At 69.9% G+C, this 19,230-nt stretch carries 16 protein-coding genes and 2 tRNA genes; 14 read left to right on the top strand and 4 right to left on the bottom strand.

The annotated features are described in order from the left end of the window. Window positions 1-185 precede the first annotated feature (185 nt). Window positions 186-740, bottom strand: coding sequence for a hypothetical protein (locus tag V6V89_RS09020; RefSeq protein ID WP_334618544.1), 555 nt, complete (start codon window positions 738-740; stop codon window positions 186-188). A 438-nt stretch (window positions 741-1,178) separates the two neighbouring features. Between V6V89_RS09020 and gyrB the strand changes: the two genes are divergently transcribed. The 6 genes from gyrB (at window position 1,179) to V6V89_RS09050 (ending at window position 7,072) form a co-directional block, all read left to right on the top strand. Beyond that, the gene (gyrB, locus tag V6V89_RS09025; protein ID WP_334618545.1) at window positions 1,179-3,122 is read left to right on the top strand and encodes a DNA topoisomerase (ATP-hydrolyzing) subunit B; all 1,944 of its coding nucleotides are present in this window, start codon (window positions 1,179-1,181) and stop codon (window positions 3,120-3,122) included. Window positions 3,123-3,212: 90 nt separating this feature from the next. Next, window positions 3,213-5,720, top strand: a complete 2,508-nt coding sequence (gene gyrA / locus V6V89_RS09030) for a DNA gyrase subunit A (protein WP_442935104.1) — start codon at window positions 3,213-3,215, stop codon at window positions 5,718-5,720. A 3-nt stretch (window positions 5,721-5,723) separates the two neighbouring features. Then, window positions 5,724-6,680, top strand: a complete 957-nt coding sequence (locus V6V89_RS09035; protein ID WP_334618546.1) for a DUF3566 domain-containing protein — start codon at window positions 5,724-5,726, stop codon at window positions 6,678-6,680. Window positions 6,681-6,763: 83 nt separating this feature from the next. Next, window positions 6,764-6,837 (top strand) — tRNA-Ile (locus V6V89_RS09040). A gap of 1 nt (window position 6,838) precedes the next feature. Further along, on the top strand, window positions 6,839-6,967 hold the full coding sequence (locus V6V89_RS09045; RefSeq protein ID WP_281892147.1) for a DLW-39 family protein: 129 nt from the start codon (window positions 6,839-6,841) through the stop codon (window positions 6,965-6,967). A gap of 29 nt (window positions 6,968-6,996) precedes the next feature. Beyond that, window positions 6,997-7,072, top strand: a tRNA-Ala gene (locus V6V89_RS09050). Between the two features lie 16 nt (window positions 7,073-7,088). On the opposite strand, the gene V6V89_RS09055 is transcribed toward V6V89_RS09050, so the two are convergent. Next, window positions 7,089-7,904, bottom strand: a complete 816-nt coding sequence (locus V6V89_RS09055; RefSeq protein WP_334618547.1) for an alpha/beta fold hydrolase — start codon at window positions 7,902-7,904, stop codon at window positions 7,089-7,091. An 83-nt stretch (window positions 7,905-7,987) separates the two neighbouring features. Here V6V89_RS09055 and V6V89_RS09060 point away from each other — a divergent pair, with 83 nt between their 5' ends. From V6V89_RS09060 to V6V89_RS09070, 3 genes are read left to right on the top strand one after another with little or no spacing between them, the layout of a single operon-like run. Beyond that, on the top strand, window positions 7,988-8,773 hold the full coding sequence (locus tag V6V89_RS09060; RefSeq protein ID WP_334618548.1) for an SDR family oxidoreductase: 786 nt from the start codon (window positions 7,988-7,990) through the stop codon (window positions 8,771-8,773). 60 nt (window positions 8,774-8,833) lie between these two features. Further along, window positions 8,834-10,852: an Hsp70 family protein gene (locus V6V89_RS09065; protein WP_334618549.1), complete on the top strand. Its 2,019-nt coding sequence runs from the start codon at window positions 8,834-8,836 to the stop codon at window positions 10,850-10,852. 35 nt (window positions 10,853-10,887) lie between these two features. Further along, window positions 10,888-11,445 (top strand): YbaK/EbsC family protein, encoded by a 558-nt coding sequence (locus tag V6V89_RS09070; protein WP_334618654.1) that lies wholly within the window; start codon window positions 10,888-10,890, stop codon window positions 11,443-11,445. Here the strand turns inward: V6V89_RS09070 and V6V89_RS09075 are convergent. After that, on the bottom strand, window positions 11,434-13,146 hold the full coding sequence (locus V6V89_RS09075) for a proline--tRNA ligase (protein ID WP_334618550.1): 1,713 nt from the start codon (window positions 13,144-13,146) through the stop codon (window positions 11,434-11,436). The genes V6V89_RS09070 and V6V89_RS09075 overlap by 12 nt on opposite strands. Before the next feature lie 71 nt (window positions 13,147-13,217). On the opposite strand from V6V89_RS09075, the gene V6V89_RS09080 reads away from it, so the two are divergent. Both V6V89_RS09080 and V6V89_RS09085 read left to right on the top strand, forming a co-directional pair. Continuing rightward, a complete protein-coding gene (locus tag V6V89_RS09080; protein WP_334618551.1) occupies window positions 13,218-13,982 on the top strand; it encodes an SGNH/GDSL hydrolase family protein in 765 nt (254 codons plus the stop codon). A 19-nt stretch (window positions 13,983-14,001) separates the two neighbouring features. Next, window positions 14,002-15,264, top strand: a complete 1,263-nt coding sequence (locus tag V6V89_RS09085) for an aminotransferase class V-fold PLP-dependent enzyme (RefSeq protein ID WP_334618552.1) — start codon at window positions 14,002-14,004, stop codon at window positions 15,262-15,264. Here the strand turns inward: V6V89_RS09085 and V6V89_RS09090 are convergent. Then, window positions 15,261-16,475 (bottom strand): YncE family protein, encoded by a 1,215-nt coding sequence (locus V6V89_RS09090; RefSeq protein ID WP_334618554.1) that lies wholly within the window; start codon window positions 16,473-16,475, stop codon window positions 15,261-15,263. The genes V6V89_RS09085 and V6V89_RS09090 overlap by 4 nt on opposite strands. A gap of 181 nt (window positions 16,476-16,656) precedes the next feature. On the opposite strand from V6V89_RS09090, the gene V6V89_RS09095 reads away from it, so the two are divergent. From V6V89_RS09095 to V6V89_RS09105, 3 genes are read left to right on the top strand one after another with little or no spacing between them, the layout of a single operon-like run. Then, window positions 16,657-17,205 carry a VanZ family protein gene (locus tag V6V89_RS09095; protein ID WP_334618555.1) on the top strand — a complete coding sequence of 183 codons (549 nt, stop codon included), beginning with the start codon at window positions 16,657-16,659 and terminating at the stop codon, window positions 17,203-17,205. Window positions 17,206-17,225: 20 nt separating this feature from the next. After that, window positions 17,226-17,822 (top strand): TetR/AcrR family transcriptional regulator, encoded by a 597-nt coding sequence (locus tag V6V89_RS09100; protein WP_334618556.1) that lies wholly within the window; start codon window positions 17,226-17,228, stop codon window positions 17,820-17,822. A gap of 11 nt (window positions 17,823-17,833) precedes the next feature. Further along, complete coding sequence (locus tag V6V89_RS09105; protein ID WP_334618557.1) at window positions 17,834-19,171, top strand: acetyl-CoA carboxylase biotin carboxylase subunit; 1,338 nt, start codon at window positions 17,834-17,836, stop codon at window positions 19,169-19,171. Window positions 19,172-19,230 lie beyond the last annotated feature (59 nt).

Below are 19,230 nucleotides of genomic sequence, written 5' to 3' on the forward strand. Positions count from 1 at the left end.
GCCGGCGTCGATGCCCACCGAAGGTGCACGCTGGGCGCGATGCTCGCGATCATCTGGAGCACACTCGCCATCGGGCCAACGCCAACCAGCGTCCGCTACCCGAGCCGCCCCTGCCGGTGAGGGAGTTCACGCAGCTCAGAGGGGGTGATGGATCGTACGGGGGAGGCGTGAGAAGACGATCGTTCCTAGAAATCGGCGTAGACGGCGAAGCCGCGATCTGCACACCGTCTGTAAAAACGCGACAGCACGCCGAGCTCGGAACGGGAGAAGCTCCACTGCGGGGCGCCGCCCGACTCGTCGCGGAGCGCGTCGAGCCGGCTCTCCAGCCAGCGAAGCTGCTGGTCGGCCAGGCGCCCGCCGGCCAGCGCCCCTCTCAGCACGCCGGCGACGGTGTCGAACGTGACGGCTTCGCCGTAGTCGCGATGGCTCTCGACGAACCGTTCGAGCCCGCCGGCGATCCAGGCACACCCGTCGGGGTCGATCACCGGGTCTTCGTCTTCGCCGGCGGCCTCTGTGGCGTACAGCACACCATCGAGTCCGAGCAGCAGGTCGACCAACTCCGTGTAAGCCGTCGCCCGCACCGTGCCCGTCTTCGCGATGTGCCCCGCCAGCGCCGCGGTGGGCGCCGAAACGTCCGGATTGTCCGCGAGTATGGCGAAGTCGACGAAGGCGGCCGGGGCAACCGGCTCGTAGAAGCGGCCGGTACGCGGCCATTGCACGGCGACGTTGTCCAGCCCCATGAGGGGTCACCCTTTCTTGTAGCGCAGCGCGACCGCGCCCTCATTTTGCTCGGGGCGCCCGGTCCTTCAAACGGCGCCGGGCAAAATTACGACACGGTGAGCCGTTTGCGCTATCCCCGTCCATGCGGGCGTGGCCACCGGGCATCCGCATCGCCTGCGCGTGTGGGGGGAGTTGCGCCCGGAGCGGTTCGGCCGGCTACGAACCTCTGAGGTGCCCGCGAGGGGTGCCGTGCACCTGTTCCGTCGGTTCCGCACAGTAAGATTGAAGGGATGCGGACGCCGCGCTTGCGCGGTGTCCCGGTGAACGTGATCCGCGGGCGACCGCGGTGACGGGTACGCCTGCCCTCGGCGGTGCGTGCCCGCCGCCGTGACCTGCCCGCCTACCCCGCGTCTCCCCGCGCCAACCGGTGCTGGGGCGGCTCGAGAAAGTGGCCGAGGGTGGCAGCGCAGAAGAAGCAGGAGTACGGCGCCGAGTCGATTACCGTTCTGGAGGGCCTGGAGGCGGTTCGCAAGCGTCCGGGTATGTACATCGGATCTACCGGCGAACGTGGCCTGCACCACCTCGTACAGGAGGTCGTCGATAACGCGGTCGACGAGGCGCTGGCCGGCTACTGCGACACCATCGATGTGGTCCTGCTGGCCGACGGCGGTGTGCGGGTCGTCGACAACGGCCGGGGCTTCCCGGTAGACCTGCACCCCAAGCTCAAAAAGCCGGGCGTCGAGGTGGCCCTCACCGTGCTGCACGCGGGTGGCAAGTTCGACGGCAAGGCGTACGCGGTGTCGGGCGGTCTGCACGGCGTCGGCGTCTCGGTCGTCAACGCGCTCTCCACCAAGATGGAGCTGGAGATCTGGAAGAACGGCTTCACCTACCGGCAGCGATACAGGGACTCCAAGCCGACCCCGCTGGAGAAGGGTGAGCCGACCAACCGCAGCGGCTCCTCGGTGGCCTTCTGGCCCGACGCGGACGTCTTCGAGACCACCGAGTTCTCCTTCGAGACCATCTACCGGCGGCTCCAGGAGATGGCGTTCCTCAACCGGGGACTCACGATCCATCTCCGTGACGAGCGAGCCGCGGACGACGAGGGCAAGCCGCGCGAGGTCACGTTCCTGTACAAGGGCGGCATCGCCGACTTCGTCCGGCACCTCAACCAAACCAAGTCCGCGATCCACAAGACGGTGGTCGAGTTCCAGGCCGAGGAGGAGGGCATGGCGGTCGAGATCGCCATGCAGTGGAACGAGTCATACGGCGAGTCGGTCTACACGTTCGCCAACACGATCAACACGCACGAGGGCGGCACCCACGAAGAGGGCTTCCGGTCGGCACTGACCACCGTCGTCAACAAGTACGGCGCCGACAAGAAGCTGCTCAAGGGCGACGAGAAGCTCTCCGGTGAAGACATCCGCGAAGGGCTCGCCGCGATCATCTCGGTCAAGCTGACCAACCCGCAGTTCGAGGGCCAGACCAAGACCAAGCTCGGCAACACCCCGGTGAAGAGCTTCGTGCAGCGGGTCTGCAACGAGTGGCTGAACGACTGGCTGGAGCGCAACCCGGCCGAGGCCAAGATGATCATTCTGAAGGCCACCGCCGCGGCTCGGGCCCGCATCGCCGCCGCCCAGGCCCGCAAGCTGGCCCGCCGCAAGTCGCTACTGGAGTCCGGCTCGATGCCGGGCAAGCTGGCCGACTGCCAGTCGACCGACCCGCGCGAGTCGGAGATGTTCATCGTGGAGGGCGACTCGGCGGGCGGCTCGGCCAAGCAGGGCCGTGACCCGCGCACCCAGGCGATCCTCCCGATTCGCGGCAAGATCCTCAACGTCGAGAAGGCCCGCATCGACCGGGTTCTCAAGAACAACGAGGTCCAGTCGCTGATCACCGCGCTGGGCACCGGTGTGCACGAGGACTTCGACATCGAGAAGCTGCGGTACCACAAGGTCATCCTGATGGCCGACGCCGACGTCGACGGTCAGCACATCCAGACGCTGCTGCTGACGCTGCTCTTCCGGTTCATGCGGCCGCTCGTCGAGCTGGGCCACGTCTACCTGGCCGCCCCGCCGCTGTACAAGATCAAGTGGGACAAGAAGGGCAGCGACGCGCAGTACGCGTACTCCGACCGGGAGCGCGACGGCCTGATCCGCCTTCGGCAGGAGAAGAAGCCCAACGCCAAGCCCGACGACATCCAGCGGTTCAAGGGTCTGGGTGAGATGAACTACCCGGAACTGTGGGATACCACGATGAATCCGGCCACCCGTACGCTGCGGCAGGTGACGCTCGACGACGCCGCAACCGCGGACGAGCTTTTCAGCGTCCTTATGGGCGAAGACGTAGAGGCGCGCCGGTCGTTCATCCAGCGCAACGCCAAGGACGTGCGCTTCCTGGACATCTGAGCCCTGCACAGGGTTTTCCACAGCTTTTGCGGTTTCCACAGCCGTTATCCACAGGCGGAATGCGGCTTTTGATCTGATACGAGGTTTACTGTGACGGACACTCCATTCGAAGACGAGACCGACCAGACCGACCAGATAGGCCAGCAGCGCCTCCGCGTCGAACCGGTCGGGCTCGAGGTGGAGATGCAGCGCTCGTACCTCGACTACGCGATGAGCGTGATCGTCGGGCGGGCGCTGCCGGACGTGCGGGACGGCCTCAAGCCGGTGCACCGCAAGATCCTCTACGCGATGTATGACTCGGGGTACCGGCCGGATCGCGGGTACGTGAAGTGTTCCCGGGTCGTCGGTGACGTCATGGGTCAGTTCCACCCGCACGGCGACTCCGCCATCTACGATGCCCTGGTCCGGATGGCGCAGCCGTGGTCGCTGCGATACCCGCTCGTCGACGGCAACGGCAACTTCGGCTCGCCCGGCAACGACCCAGCGGCCGCCATGCGTTACACAGAGTGCAAGCTCGACCCGCTGGCCATGGAGATGCTGCGGGACATCGACGAAGACACCGTCGACATGCAGGACAACTACGACGGCCGGGCCAAGGAGCCCACGATCCTGCCGTCGCGCATCCCCAACCTGCTGATCAACGGCTCCGAGGGCATCGCGGTCGGCATGGCCACGAAGATCCCGCCGCACAACCTGCGTGAGATCGCGGCCGCGGTGCAGTGGTGCCTGGAGCACCCGGAGGCGGACGAGGCCACCACGCTCGACGAGCTCATCCAGATCGTCAAGGGCCCCGACTTCCCGACCTACGGCCTCATCGTCGGGATGGCGGCCATCCAGGACGCGTACCGCACCGGGCGCGGCTCGATCCGGATGCGCGCGGTGGTCGAGGTCGACGAAGACAAGAAGGGCCGCACCTGCCTGGTCGTCACCGAGCTGCCGTACCAGGTGAACCCGGACAACCTGGCCGAGCGCATCGCCGAGCTGGTCAAGGAGGGCAAGCTCGCGGGTATCGCGGACATCCGCGACGAGTCCTCCGGCCGCACCGGCATGCGGATCGTGATCGTGCTCAAGCGCGACGCGGTGGCCAAGGTCGTGCTCAACAACCTGTACAAGCACACGCAGCTGCAGGAGACGTTCGGCGCCAACATGCTGGCGCTCGTTGACGGTGTGCCGCGCACACTCAACCTGGCGCAGTTCATCCGGTACTACGTCGAGCACCAGATCGACGTCATCCGCAGGCGCACCGCCTACCGCCTGCGCAAGGCCGAGGAGCGGGCGCACATCCTGCGCGGTCTGGTGAAGGCGCTCGACGCGCTCGACGACGTCATCGCGCTTATCCGCCGCTCGCCCACGGTCGATGAGGCCCGCACCGGCCTCATCCAGCTCCTCGACATCGACGAGGTGCAGGCCACCGCGATCCTCGACATGCAGCTTCGCCGGCTGGCCGCCCTGGAGCGCCAGAAGATCATCGACGAGCTCGCGAAGATCGAGGTGGAGATCGCCGACCTCAAGGACATCCTGGCGAAGCCGGAGCGGCAGCGGAAGATCGTCTCCGAGGAGCTGGCCGAGATCGTCGCCAAGTGGGGCGACGACCGGCGCACCCAGATCGTGCCGTTCGACGGCGAGGTCTCCATGGAAGACCTCATCGCACGCGAAGACGTCGTGGTGACGATCACGCGGACCGGGTACGCCAAGCGCACCAAGGTCGACCTCTACCGGTCACAGCGGCGTGGCGGCAAGGGCGTCAGCGGGGCCAGCCTGCGGCAGGACGACATCGTCAGCCACTTCTTCGTCACGTCGACGCACTCGTGGATCCTGTTCTTCACCAACAAGGGTCGGGTGTACCGCGCGAAGGCGTACGAGCTGCCCGAGGCGAACAGGGTGGCCAAGGGTCAGCACGTGGCCAACCTGCTCGCGTTCCAGCCCGAGGAGCACATCGCCCAGGTAATCGTCATCCCCCATTACCAGGTCACTCCTTACCTTGTGCTCGCCACCAAGAATGGTCTCGTGAAGAAGACCCGGCTGGAGGAGTTCGACTCCAACCGCAGCGGCGGAATCATCGCCATCAACCTGCGTGACGAGGACGAGTTGGTGGGCGCCGCGCTCGCCGGCTCGCAGGACGACCTGCTGCTGGTGTCGAAGAGGGCGCAGGCCATTCGCTTCAACGCCACCGACGACGCGCTGCGGCCCATGGGTCGGGCCACGTCCGGCGTTATCGGTATGCGCTTCGGGGAGCAGGACGAGCTGCTCGCGATGGAAGTGGTTCGCGAGGGCTTGGATGTTTTGGTCGCCACGAACGGTGGGTACGCCAAGCGAACGCCCATCGAGGAGTACCCGGTGCAGGGCCGCGGCGGCAAGGGCGTGCTGACCGCCAAGATCACTGAGCGCCGAGGTGGACTCGTGGGTGCCGTCGTGATCGATCCGGAAGACGAGTTGTTCGCTATCACAAGTACTGGTGGAGTTATCCGGACTCCGGTGAAGCCTGTACGCCGCACGCGCGATCGGAACACAATGGGGGTCAAGTTGATGGACCTTCCAGACGGTGTCACGATCGTGGCCATTGCTCGCAATGCCGACGAGCCCGACGAACAGGACTAGTTGATGACGGAGACACAGGCGAAGTCGGGGGTTGCGGGGACCTCGACAAACCCGGTCGATGAGGAGGCCGCCGACAGCGGCACGCCAGCGACCGGCCGCGCGGTCGTGGGCCGGGCGGCAGTCCCCGCCGAATCAGCGTCCACTTCGAAACCGGCGTCCGGCGCGCCGGCGGGGGACACCTCGAACGCAGCGGGCAAGGGGGCCAAGCCGGGCGCTAGTGGCACCGCGACGCCGCCGCCTTCCTCCGCGCCTCCGGCATCCGGCTCGGCGGCCGCGCCCAAGTTCACACGGGCTCCCGGCATGCCACCGCCGCCGGCAGACCCGGCACAGGCTGACGGGCACGGCCAGGCGACATCGGTCAGCGCGACCGGCAAGGCTCCCGTGAGCGCCCCTCCCGCCGGCTCCGCGGCGGTTCCCGGCCTCGCGCGGCCCGGCGTCACGCCCGCGGCCGCGGGCACCACCACCCAGCCCATCGCCGGCCGCACGGCCGCGGGTGGCGGCTCCGTGCGTACGCCCGGAGCGGTCGGAGCGGCCCGTGTGGGCGACGCGGTCCGCGCGGCACGCAGCACCGTCGCGTCCGCGGCTTCGCGCGGTCCCAGGCGGGCCCGCCTGAACGTCAAGCGCATCGACCCGTGGTCCGTGATGAAGTTCTCCTTCGCGGTGTCGCTGGTGCTGTTCATCGTCGTCATCGTGGCGACCTCGGTGCTCTACCTCGCGCTCGACGCGATGGGAGTCTTCGAGAGCGTCAACAGCAGCCTGACCGACCTGGTCAGCGCCGGCGGCGGCGAGGGCGGCAGCACGTTCCGCATCACGGCCAAGGGCGTCATCGGCACGTCCGCCCTGATCGGTGCCGTCAACGTGGTGCTCTTCACCGCTCTGGCGACGCTCGGCGCGTTCATCTACAACGTCTGCGCCGACCTCGTGGGCGGCATCGAGCTGACGCTCGCCGAGCGCGACTGAGCCTCAGCGGGGGTGCTCGCCACGCCGGGCGCCCCCGACTTGGGACTTGAATCCTCGGTACGGTAACCTTGCTCCTCGCACGCGGGGCTATAGCTCAGTCGGTTAGAGCGCAGAGCTGATAACTCTGAGGTCGATGGTTCGATTCCATCTAGCCCCACATGTGGAAGAAGGTTCTTATCCTCGCCGGTGTCATCGGTGTTGCCGCGCTGGTCGCCAAGAAGGTCAAGGAATCCAACGACGAGCGCGCGTTGTGGCACGAGGCCACCACCGCGCCCGACCTTAGGTAGCCCTCCACCGGCGGGTTTCCCCCGCCGGCGGGGCCATAGCTCAACTGGCAGAGCACTGCCTTTGCAAGGCAGGGGTTAGGGGTTCAAGTCCCCTTGGCTCCACCACCACAGTTCCGCGCGATCAGGCGCGGAAGGCCTTGTCGGCGAACGACACCAGTGCCTTGTTGACCAGGTCGGGTGAATCGGTCATCGGGTAGTGACCCGACTCAGGCACCATCAGCACCTCGGCCTCGCCGCCCAACCGGTCTGCCGCGAAGCGCGCCTCGGCGGTCGTGTCGGGAAAATCGGGGTCGCGCTCGCCCATCACCACCAGCGCCGGTGCCCGCACGTCGCCGAGGCGCTTCTCCGCCGGGGTGTGGTCGGTGCGGGTGGTGCGGACGAACGAGCGCCAGTGGCTGCCGCGGCTCAAACTTTCCCGGATGCGCTGCTGGTGCTCGCTCAGGTCGGCCGGCTTACGCCCGGGGTAGAAGTTGCGGTAGTACGCCGTCCAGACGCTCGGGCCCCACGGCTTGACCAGGAGCAGCCGCTGCACCAGCGCCATCACCGGGCTGGTCTGGGGGTTGCGCACGAAGGGCCCCACCAGCGCCAGCCCGGCGATCTTCGCCGGCTGCTCGGCGGCGGCGAGGACGCCAGATGCCGCGCCCATCGAGCTGCCGATCACGAGCGCCCGCTCGCCGCCGAGGTGGTCGATCAGGGCGAGGATGTCGCTGCTCAGGGCCTCGTCGTCGTACGCGCTGAAGCCGTCGTCGCTGTCGCCGTGGCCGCGCAGGTCCAGGGTAGCCACACGGTATCCGGCTGCGAGCAGCGCGGGAACGGTGAAGCGGAAGCTCGATGACAGGTCGCCCATGCCGTGCACGCAGATGATCAGTGGGCCATCGCTGCCGTGTACCTCGTAGGCGATACGACCTTCGGGGCGGCGCAGGTAACTAGTGGACATAGCTACTAGGCTAATGCCATTAGCCTGCCAAGGTCAAGTCACGATCTCTGCGGCTACCTCGTCCAACCGGCATGAAGGTTCTGGTGACGGGAGCGACGGGCACGCTGGGCCGCGCGGTCGTACCACGGCTGCGGGCGGACAGGTACGAGGTGCGGGGCACGAGCCGGCGGGCCACCTCCGGGAGCGGGGTCGAGTGGGTGGTCGCCGACCTCGGCACCGGCGCCGGCGTTGACCAGGCGGTCGCCGGGGTCGACGCCGTCGTACACCTCGCGTCCGCGACCACGCAGTACCGGCGTGCGGGAGACGTCGACGTCGCGGGCACGCGCCGGCTGGTCGAGGCGTCAGCACGCGCCGGGGTACGCCACGTCGTGTACGTCTCGATCGTCGGCATCGACAAGGTTCCTCTTGGGTACTACCGGCACAAGCTCGCGGCAGAGCGTGTGGTGCGAAAAGCCGCGGTCCCGTGGTCGATCCTGCGGGCCACCCAGTTTCCGCAACTGCTCGACGAGCGGCTGCTGCCCGCCGCCAGCGTCCTCGGCGTGGTGCTCGGCGACGACGGGGTCACGATCCAGCCCGTCGACCCGCGAGACGTCGCGGACCGGCTGGCCGACCTGCTCAAGGCGGGCCCCACGCAATCGGTCGAAGACTTCGGCGGTCCCGAGATACTGAGGTACGACGACGTGGTGCGGCCGTGGCTGCGCGCCCGGGGCAAGCGGCGGCGCGTGCTGCGGCTGCGCTTCCCGGGTGGCATCGCACGGGCGATGCGCGCTGGCGCGCTCACGACGACCGCCCGGCCGACCGGCACACGCACCTGGCAGGACTACCTCGCGGAGCGTTACGGGACGGGGATGGTCGATCAACTGTCGTAGACTCGGCGGCCGAATGCCTGGGGAGGCCCGATCGTCGACGGGGGTACGGTGAGTCCCAACTTGAGTGTTGATCTTGGGACCTTCCGGATGGGCGTCGACTTCGGCACCTCCAACACGGTGGCGATGCTGGGTTGGCCCGACGGCCGAGCCCGGCCGGTGCTGTTCGACGGCGCACCGATCCTTCCCTCGGCGGTCTTCGCCGACCAGTCCGGCGAGCTGCTCGTCGGGCGCGACGCCGTCGTCGCCGCACTGTCCTATCCGGAGCGCTTCGAGCCCTACCCGAAACGCCGCATCGACGACGGCATGCTGCTACTCGGCGACCGGGCGATGCCGATCGGTGAGGCGATAGCGGCCGTGCTGCGCCGGGTCGTCGTGGAGACCCAGCGAGTCGCCGGCCAGTGGCCGTCTCAGGTGGCTCTGACGTATCCAGCGGCGTGGGGCGCGCGCCGGCGAGCCAGCCTCCTCGAAGGCGCCGCTCGCGCCGGTATCACACACCCGCAGCTCATCCCCGAGCCGCTCGCCGCCGCGCACCACTTCGCAAACCTGCTCGGCGACCGCCTGCCGGCCGGTGGGCACCTGCTCGTGTACGACTTCGGCGCCGGCACCTTCGACGCGTCCGTGGTCCGCCGCACCGGTGAGGGCTTCGCCGTGCTCGCCTCGGAGGGCCTCGCCGACACGGGCGGGCTCGACATCGACGCGGCGGTCGTGGCGCACCTCGGCGCGGTGTACGGCGGGCGGTACCCGCAGGCCTGGCAGCGACTCCTACAGCCGACCTCCCCGGCTGACCGGCGACACAGCCGGCAGCTCTGGGACGGGGTACGGGCAGCCAAGGAGTTGCTGTCGCGAACCTCGTCGGCGGTCGTGCACCTGCCGCTGCTCGAACAGGACGCGCCGCTCACCCGGGAACAGCTCGACGAGCTCGCCCGGCCGATCGTCGACCGCACCGTCACCGCCGCCCGCAGCGCGCTGCTCGACGCGGGGGCAGACCTCCGGCAGCTGGCCGGCGTGGTCCTGGTTGGTGGCGCCAGCCGCATGCCGATCGTCGCCACCCAGCTGCACCGGGTGCTCGGCATCGCGGCCACCGCACTGGAGCAGCCCGAACTCGTCGTCGCCGAGGGCAGCCTGCTCGCCGCCGCGCCAACGCGCGCCAGCGAGGCTGTCCCAGTACTGGAAAAAGTGGCACCCCCGGCGGCGGCCAGCCCTCCGACCAGGCCGCTGAGCCCCGCACCGGGGAATAGCGAGTCCCCTACGGCTGTGATGCAGGCCGTGCGTGCGGTCGGGCCGCTGGCTGAGGCCGCGCCGCCGCCCGCTGGGCGGCGGCGAGCGGTGCTGGCGGTGGTGGCGGGCGTGGCCACCCTGATCGTGCTGGTGGGAGCCGGCCTGTTCGCGACCAAGCTGGTGCCGCTGCCCTTCCGCGACCGCGACAACGGCTCCCTGGAAGCCGGCGACGGCGACGGGAGCTTCCAGACGCCGTCACCCGGGGCCAGCGGCGCTCTCGTGGGAGCCCTACCGAGCGGGGCGGCACCGAGCGGCGGCGTGCCGTCCGGCGGAACCAGCGCGAGCGCCGGCACCTCACCCCGGCCCGCCGGCTCGGGCTCGACCCGCCCCAGGACGACGCCGGCAAAGCCGAGCGGGGGCGGGATCAAGGGCACCCCGCTTGCCCGGTACCGCAACAGCGACCCGCCGCTGGAGTGCGAAGGCATTGGCATACCGCTGACCAACAGCGCCAAGTCGGGGACCCTGCCGGAGGTCCCGCTGAGTGCCTGCACGGGCGGCCCGACGGTCAAGTCCAGTGGTGGCTGGAGCGTGACCTGGTTCGTCGACTACGAGAACTACTACTACAAGAGCCGGTTCGTGGTGGAGCTGTACGAGTGCGGCGGCGGGCTGGTCAAGAAGGTCGACACGGGCGTGGTGGAGAAGACCGGCGAGATCGACCACGACGTCAACATGAACACGAGCGGTATCTCGGGGCAGCACTACACGAAGACCAGGCTCGTCTCGCTGCACCTGCGCCTCGACGGGGTGGTGTGGACCAACACGAGCAACCCCGTCGTGACGACGGCCTGCACCAGCATCTGAGCCGCCGGGTCGGCGGTGGGAGACTCACAGGCGTGATAGGGACGCTGAAGACCGAGCCCGCCCGCACCCGGCCCGACCTGCTGGCCGCGCCCACCACAGCGGCGCTCGCCTCATGGGGCGACGACGACGTGCTGGTCGCGCCGATCGACCCGGAGCTCGCCGATACCGTCGCGTTCTGCGAGGCGTACGAGGTCGCGCTGGACGCGTCGGCCAACTGTGTCGTGGTGTCGGGCAAGCGCGAAGGCGCCGTGCGCTACGCGGCCTGCGTGATCCTCGCGACCACCCGCACAGACGTGAACGGTGTGGTGCGGCGGATGCTCGACGTGCGCAAGGCGAGCTTCGCCCCGATGGCGGAGGCGGTGGAGCTGACCGGCATGGAGTACGGCGGCATCACGCCCGTCGGGCTGCCGGAGGGCTGGCCGATCCTCGTGGACTCGCGGGTGGTCGCCACGCCGTACGTGATCATCGGGTCCGGGGTACGGCATAGCAAGATCGCCCTGCCTGGTGCCGCTCTCGCGACACTGCCCGGCGCCCAGGTGGTCGATGGCCTGGCGAAGGCCGTCGATACCGTTTCACGTGAATCAAACGGCTAGGTCCTCCACGCGGACCTCCTCGCGAGTTCCGGTCCGGCGGTTGCGGAGCTCGACGTAGCCGTCGGTGAAGCGGCGGCCTAGGACGATCGTCTGGGGGATGCCAATCAGCTCGGCGTCGGTGAACTTGACGCCGGGCGACGCCGCCGGGCGGTCGTCGACCAGCACCCGGCGGCCCTGTGCGGCCAGGCTGGTGGCCAGCTCGACCGCCGGGCCCAGCAGGTCGCGGCTCGTGGGGATCACCTGGACGTCGCAGGGCGCGACCTGCGGGGGCCAGGCGAGACCCTGGACGTCGTGGTGCTGCTCGGCGATCGCCGCCACCGCCCGCGAGACGCCGATCCCGTAGCAGCCCATGGTCGGGCGGACGGGCCTGCCGTCGGGGCCGAGCGCGTCGACACCGAACGCGTCGGTGAACCGGCGGCCCAACTGGAAGATGTGTCCTATCTCGACACCCCTGCGCATCGTCAGCGTGCCGACCCCGCAGCTGGGGCAGGGGTCACCGGCCCGCACCTGCGCCGCCTCGATGGTGCCGTCCGGGGTGAAGTCGCGACCGCACACCACGTTGACCGCGTGCCGGCCGGGCTCGTTGGCGCCGGTCAGCCAGGCCGTGCCGGGCACCACGCGCGGGTCGACCAGGTAGCGCAGGCTCACCTTCTGCGGCCCGATGTATCCGCGAACCAGGTCGGGCCGGCTCTCCCAGGCGTCGAACAGCGCCACCGCCGCGGGATGCAGCGCCGCCTCGACCCGCTTGAGGTCGACCTCGCGATCGCCGGGTACCCCGATCGCCAGCACCTCGGGCTCGGCGCCGGGCCGCGTGACGGTGAGTACGACGTTCTTGAGCGTGTCGGCAGCCGTCCAATCGCCCCGGCCGCCGAGCCGGCGCGCGTTCGCCAGCTCCACGAGCGACTCGATCGCCGGCGTGTCAGGAGTGTCGTGGACGGTGATCGGCGGGTGCGCGTGAGGGTCGCCGGCGGGTGGCGCAACGGTGGTGACCGCCTCGGTGTTCGCGGCGTACCCGCAGGCCGTGCAGCCGACGAAGGTGTCTTCGCCCACCGGCGTCTCAGCCAGGAACTCCCCGGACGCCGAGCCGCCCATCGCGCCCGACACGGCCGCGACGATCGTGTACCGCAGCCCCAGCCGGTCGAAGATCCGCTGGTATGCGCCGCGGTGCTTCTCGTACGCCTCCCGCAGCCCATCGTCGTCCAGGTCGAACGAGTACGCGTCCTTCATCAGGAACTCTCGTCCGCGCAGCAGCCCCGCGCGCGGTCTCGCCTCGTCACGGAACTTGGTCTGCACCTGGTACACGATCACCGGATAGTCCCGGTACGAGGAGAAGAGGTCGCGCACCAGGAGCGTGGCCATCTCCTCGTGGGTGGGCGCCAGCAGGTGATCGGCGCCCCGACGGTCCTGGAGCGTGAAGATGTCCGACCCGTACTCCGCCCACCGTCCACTGGTCTCGTACGGCTCGCGCGGCAGCAGCGCGGGGAAGGAGACCTCCTGACCGCCGATGGCGGTCATCTCTTCGCGGATCACCGTGGCGACCCGGTCTAGCACCAGCTTGCCCAGCGGCAGCCAGGTGAAGCCGCCCGGTGCCGCGCGCCGGATGTAGCCGGCCCGCAGCAGGAGGCGATGGCTCGGCACCTCTGCCTCGGCGGGCTCCTCGCGCAGGGTACGCAACAGGAGGGTGGACATCCGCAGCAGCATTGCCGCAGCGTAAGCAGCATCGCACTCTGAGGGGCACCGATTTTCCTCGCACCGGTGCGAGGATTGCCTGCGTGCGGTGGCGGAATTTCGTAGCAGTTGGGGACAGCTTCACCGAGGGCATGGACGACCCTTACGCGGACGGCACCTATCGGGGCTGGGCCGATCTGGTGGCGGGCACCCTGGCGGGGATGGCGGGCGGTGACTTCCGGTACGCGAACCTCGCGGTTCGAGGGCGGCTGTTTCCGCAGGTCGTATCCGAGCAGATCCCGGCCGCGCTCACCATGCGGCCCGACTTGGTGAGCTTCGCGGCCGGTGGCAACGACGTGCTGAGGCGCAACTTCGACCCGGCTGTCCTGATCGAGCGGTTCGACAAGACGGTGAGCGAGGTACGCGGCACGGGCGCCGACATGGTGCTCTTCCGGTTCGCTGGGTTGCGGCTGCCGGCGCAGCGGCTCGTCTCGGCGCGGGTGGCGGCGCTCAATCAGGCGGTCGCGGAGACCGCTGAGCGGCAAGGCGCCAAGCTGGTCGACCTGCCCAGCGACGAGGCGTTCCGCAACCCACACATGTGGAGCATCGACCGGTTGCACCTTTCGGCCGCGGGGCATCAGCGGGTGGCGGCGCACGTGCTGACCGCGCTCGGCCTGGCGCCCGACCCGGACTGGCTGGCGGCACCGCCGGAGCACGTACGCCAGCCGTGGCTCGCGGCTCGTGGCGCCGATCTTGCTTGGGCCGGCCGCTACCTCGCCCCGTGGATCAAGCGGCGGCTGACCGGCCGCTCCTCAGGCGATACCGTGACGGCTAAGCGGCCCACTCTGGAGCCGATCACGTTCGAATAAAGTGCCCGGAGCGTGACTCATGAGGCGGCGGAACGTCTTGGGCGCGGCGGCGGCCTTGGGCCTGGTCGGGTGTACTGACCCTGAGCCGGCGGCATCGAGCACGCCGCCGCTGATTCCCACGGACTGGACCAGTGTACGGGCGCAGTTCGCAATCGATCGAAACGTCGCCCATCTGACCACTTTCGCGCTCGCTCCGCACCCGGCGGCGGTGCGGGTGGCGATCGAAAAGCACCGCGCCGGGCTCGACGCGGATCCGATCGGCTATCTGCACGATCACGAGCAGGAGCGAGACGCGGCCGTCGCCGCCGGTGCCAGCGGATACCTGGGGATCCCGGCCGAGCAGATCGCGTTCACCCACTCCACGACTGCGGGGCTCGGCCTGCTGTACTCCGGGCTGCGGCTGGCGCGGGGCGACGAGGTGCTCACCACCGAGCACGACTTCTTCTCCACGCACGAGGCCCTGCGCCTGCGGTCCGAGCGTGACGGCGTGACCGTGCGCCGGGTGCGGCTCTACGCCGATCCGGCGGCGGCCAGCGTCGACGAGATCGTGGGCAACCTCGTGCGGGCGGTCACCCCGCGCACCAAGGTGGTGGCGGTGACGTGGGTGCATTCGAGCACCGGCGTCAAGCTGCCGGTCCGCGCGATCGCCGACGCTCTGCGGGGCCGCGGCTCGCTGCTGTGCGTCGACGGCGTGCACGGGTTCGGCGCGGAGGACGCCGACCTGGCCTCGCTCGGCTGCGACTTTCTGGTCTCGGGCTGCCACAAGTGGCTGCTCGGCCCGCGCGGCACCGGCCTGATCGCCGGCACGCCCGCCGGCTGGGAGCGTTACCTGCCGATCGTCCCGCCGTTCCAGGCGGAAAGCTTTGCCGCCTGGTTCGGGCAGGCGGGCACGGCACCACCGCCTGGTCCAGCCGCCAGCCCTGGCGGATACCACGCCTTCGAGCACCGGTGGGCGCTCGCCGACGCGTTCGGTTTCCACAAGGCGATCGGCAAGAGCCGGGTCGCGGCGCGTACCAGGGAACTGGCGACCGCCCTCAAGGACGGTCTGGCCGGTGTCAGCAAGGTCCGCCTGGTCACGCCGAAGACCCCGGAGCTGTCCGCTGGCATCGTGTGCTGCGAGGTGGCCGGTCTGGCCCCGGGGGCGGCGGTCGAGCGGCTGCGCGAAAGCAAGGTGATCGCCAGCACGACGCCGTACCAGCGGACGTTCCTGCGGTTCGGAGCGACGATCGCCAACGACGAGTCCGATGTGGAGGCCGCTCTGAAGGCCGTGCGTGCCCTTTAGCTCATGGCGTGGCGGAGGGTCACCAGGCCCGGCACCTGGGTGCGAGAGATGACCTGGCCCGTCAGCGGGTCGTGTGCGGTCACCTCGCCGTCCTGGCCGACGTAGACGCGGCTGTCGCCGACGAGGGCGAGGCCGCGCACCTCCGAGCCGGTCGACCAGCGGACCGGCTTGTCGCTCGACGGCACCACCACGACCTTTTGACCGGCGCCTACCACGAGGCGCCGCCCGTCGGGGGTCAGTGCCGCCGCGGCGGTGCCGCCGTCGAGAGGCGCGGGCAGGTTGCCGGTACGGGTCACCGCCAGCGCGGCGGGATCGATCTCCGCGTACGCCCCGGTGGTGGTGTCGACCACGGTCAGGCGGCTGCCGTCGGCGCTGAGCGCGATCGCGTGCCCCGCGGCGGCCCGGGAACCGAACGGCTCAGGCAGGTCGACGCAGTACGCCCAGCGCTCGGTGAGATGCAGCGCGTGCACGAACGCGTGGACGTGCGGCGCGTCATCCCGTGCGCCGGCGACCAGCTCGCGGGTGTGCAGGTGGTCCGGCTGGTGCGTGTACAGCGTGAAGAGTTGCCGCCGCTGCGGGTCGTACACCGCCTGCCGTCCCTCGCCGCGCATCTCCTCCTCGGCACCGGCCGGTACGGCCGTCTTGAGGCGGGTCGACAGCGGCTGCACCGCCTTCGCCCGCAGGTCGATCTGGCGCACCCGATACCGGTCGGGCCGGGCCGGCGGCAGGTAGTCGAGCACGAAGAGGAAGGTGCCGGACGCGTCGAACGCCTCCGGCTCGAGGTACCCGGGCAGGTCGAGGCGGACCCGCTCGCCGCTGCTGTCGGCGACCACCAGCGTGGTACGGCTGCGCGGGCGGGACGGGTTGGTGAGCGCGAGCAGGCGCCCGTCCGGTGACAGCACCCGCGCCTCGAGCCGGTCCTTGAGCGTGCCGCCGGTGACCTGCGTCCCGTCCGGCAGGCGGTGTGTCGACAGCGTCGTGCCGGTACCGGTCCAGCCGGCGCGAGCAAGCTGGGACCAGTCGGCCGTCACCACGGAGGGCGCCGCCGGCACGGTGGTGCGACCTGTGCCGGCGTCCACGACGGACAGCCCGGCTTCGGTCTCCACGAAGAGCTGATCGCCCCGGCGGGCGGGGGTTGGTTCGCCTCGTTTCTCGGTGCAGCCAGCGAGCCCTACCAGGGCGAGGGCGAGCACAGCGCGTCGCGTGGTCATGCGCCGCATCCCGCAGCCGCCACAAAGCGGAGGGAGCGCAGCGACCGGAGCGACTGGCGGCTACAGGGAGGCTTCGGGGCGCATGACCCGCGCGAGCGGAGGCGAGCGCCAGCTAACTCAGTCATGTCGGGGAAGAGCCGCACCAACCCCCGGTGGTTCCACAGCGGTACCGTGCCGCCTCGTGGGACAGGCGATGCGGGACTGGGGCGGTGTGATCGGCGTCTCAGTCTGTGCGTTGCCGGTCGTGGTGGCGCTGGTCGCGGCGCTGGCGAAGTGGCGACAGAAGCGCGGGGTGCCGGCTCGCGCCGCCTGGTGGCGCAGCGTCGCTGAGGTCGGTGCGGTCGCCGGCACGCTGCCCTGGATCTGGATGATCCTGACGCCGGGCGACGGGCCGCGCCGGGTGCACCTCGTTCCCCTGCGGGATCTCGCCGCTCAACTCGCCGGCGACCCCGGAACGGCGGTGGTTCAGGTGGGCGGCAACCTGCTGGTCTTCGCCGCGCTGGGCTTCTTCGCCCCGATACGCGTCGCCGCGCTCGCTGGCCCGCTCCGGCTGGCCGCCTTGGGCGCCGCCGGTTCGGTAGTGGTGGAGGTCACTCAGTACGCCATCGATCTTGGCCGGGTGTCCTCAGTGGACGACGTGCTGCTCAATGCGGTCGGTGCGATGCTGGCGGGGCTCGCGTCGCGCCGGTGGTGGCAGGATGATGTGACACGCCCGTTATGTACGAGTTGACAGTTGGTTACGCTGACCAGGTGACGGTGGAGCAACAGCAGACGACGCCGGTAGTGCCCCGCAGGCGCACCAGGCGCGACGAAATAATCGAGATCGCCGTGGGCCTTTTCGCTGCTCGCGGCTATCACGGTGTGTCCATGGACGACATCGGCTCGGCGGCCGGCGTGACCGGTCCCGCGCTCTACCATCACTTCGCCGGCAAAGAGGCGATGCTCGTCGCGGCCCTGATCCCGGTGAGCGAGGGCCTGCTCGAAGGCGGCCGCACGCGGGTCTCCCAGCACGACGGCAACGCCCGGAGTGCGCTGGAGTCGCTCATCGACTTTCACGTCGAGTTCGCGCTCGCCAACCCGGCCGTGATCGCACTGCACCTGCACGAGCTCGACCGGCTGCCGGAAGAGCCGCGCCGGCAGATCCGCCGCCTCCAGCGCCTTTACGTGGAGGAGTGGGTCAACGTGCTCACCTCGCTGCGGCCCGAGCTGTCCGCGGGCGAGGCGCGCGTGCTGGCGCACGCCGCCTTCGGCCTCATGAATTCGACGCCGTTCCTGGGCGGCGAGGTCGACCGGGAGCGGCGGGCGGGCCTGCTGCGCGTGGCGACGCTCGCGGCGCTGCTCGGCTGACGGAGTCACGCGTGATCGAGTCGCTGCTCGTCGCCAACCGGGGCGAGATCGCTCGCCGGATCATCCGCACCGCGAAGCGTCTCGGCGTGCGCACGGTCGCCGTGTACTCGGAGGCAGACGCCGCGCTGCCGTTCGTGGCTGAGGCCGACCAGTCGGTCTGCGTCGGCCCTGCCAACCCGGCACTGAGCTACCGCAACGCCGAGGCGATCCTGGCCGCCGCAAAGTCGACCGGTGCCCAGGCGGTGCACCCCGGCTATGGCTTCCTGTCGGAAAACGCGGACTTCGCCCGCACCGTCGAAGCCAACGGCCTGATCTGGGTCGGCCCCGGCGCCGACGCGATCACGGCGATGGGCGACAAGATCAATGCCCGTAATCTCATGGCCGCGGCCGGCGTGCCGGTCGCCGCCGGCACCACCGACCCCGCGGCCCACGTCGACGCCGCGCTCGACGCGGCGGCCACCATCGGATACCCGGTGATGGTCAAGGCCGCGGCTGGCGGCGGTGGCATGGGCATGGGCGTGGCGGCCGACGAAGCCGCGCTGCGCACCGAGTTCGACAAGGTACGGAGCTTCGCCGAGCGCATGTTCGGGGACGGCTCGGTGCTGATCGAGCGGTACTTCCCGCGGGTGCGCCACATCGAGGTGCAGATCCTCGGGCTCGCCGATGGCCGCGTGGTCGCGCTCGGCGAGCGGGAGTGCTCGGTGCAGCGGCGCAACCAGAAGCTGCTGGAGGAGTCGCCGTCGCCGGCGGTCTCCGCCGAACTGCGTGCCCGCCTGCTCGCCGCGGCGGTGCGCGCCGGCGAGGCGGTCGCCTACCGCAACGCGGGCACTGTCGAGTGCCTCTTCGACCCGGACAGCGGCGAGTTCTACTTTCTGGAGATGAACACCCGGCTCCAGGTCGAGCATCCGGTAACCGAGCTGGTGTATGGCCTCGACCTGGTCGAGGAGCAGCTTCGGGTGGCGGCGGGCCTGCCGCCGGCGTTCGACCCGGAGGCGCTCTCGCCGCGCGGCCACGCGATCGAGCTGCGGATCAACGCGGAAGACCCCAAGCGCTTCCTGCCGGGACCCGGTGCGGTCACCGCGTGGACCGAGCCGGCGGGCGAGGGGGTACGCGTCGACTCGGGCTACGCCGCCGGCACGACCGTGACGCCGTTCTACGACTCGCTGATGGCGAAACTGATCGTGCACGGCCGCGACCGGGTGGAGGCGATCGCCCGGGCCCGCGCCGCGGTGGCCGGATTCGAGGTCGCCGGGCCGAAATGCAACCTGCCTTTCTTTGCCGAGGTACTGGAAAACGACGAGTTCATTTCCGGTGACTACGACACGGGCATCGTCGCCCGGATGCGATGACATTTCCCGGCTAATTCGCGTGACCGCCCGGGGGTCGCCTCGTTACGCATTACAAGAGG

Source organism: Micromonospora sp. CPCC 206061 (genome assembly GCF_036906915.1).
Taxonomy (GTDB): domain Bacteria; phylum Actinomycetota; class Actinomycetes; order Mycobacteriales; family Micromonosporaceae; genus Phytohabitans.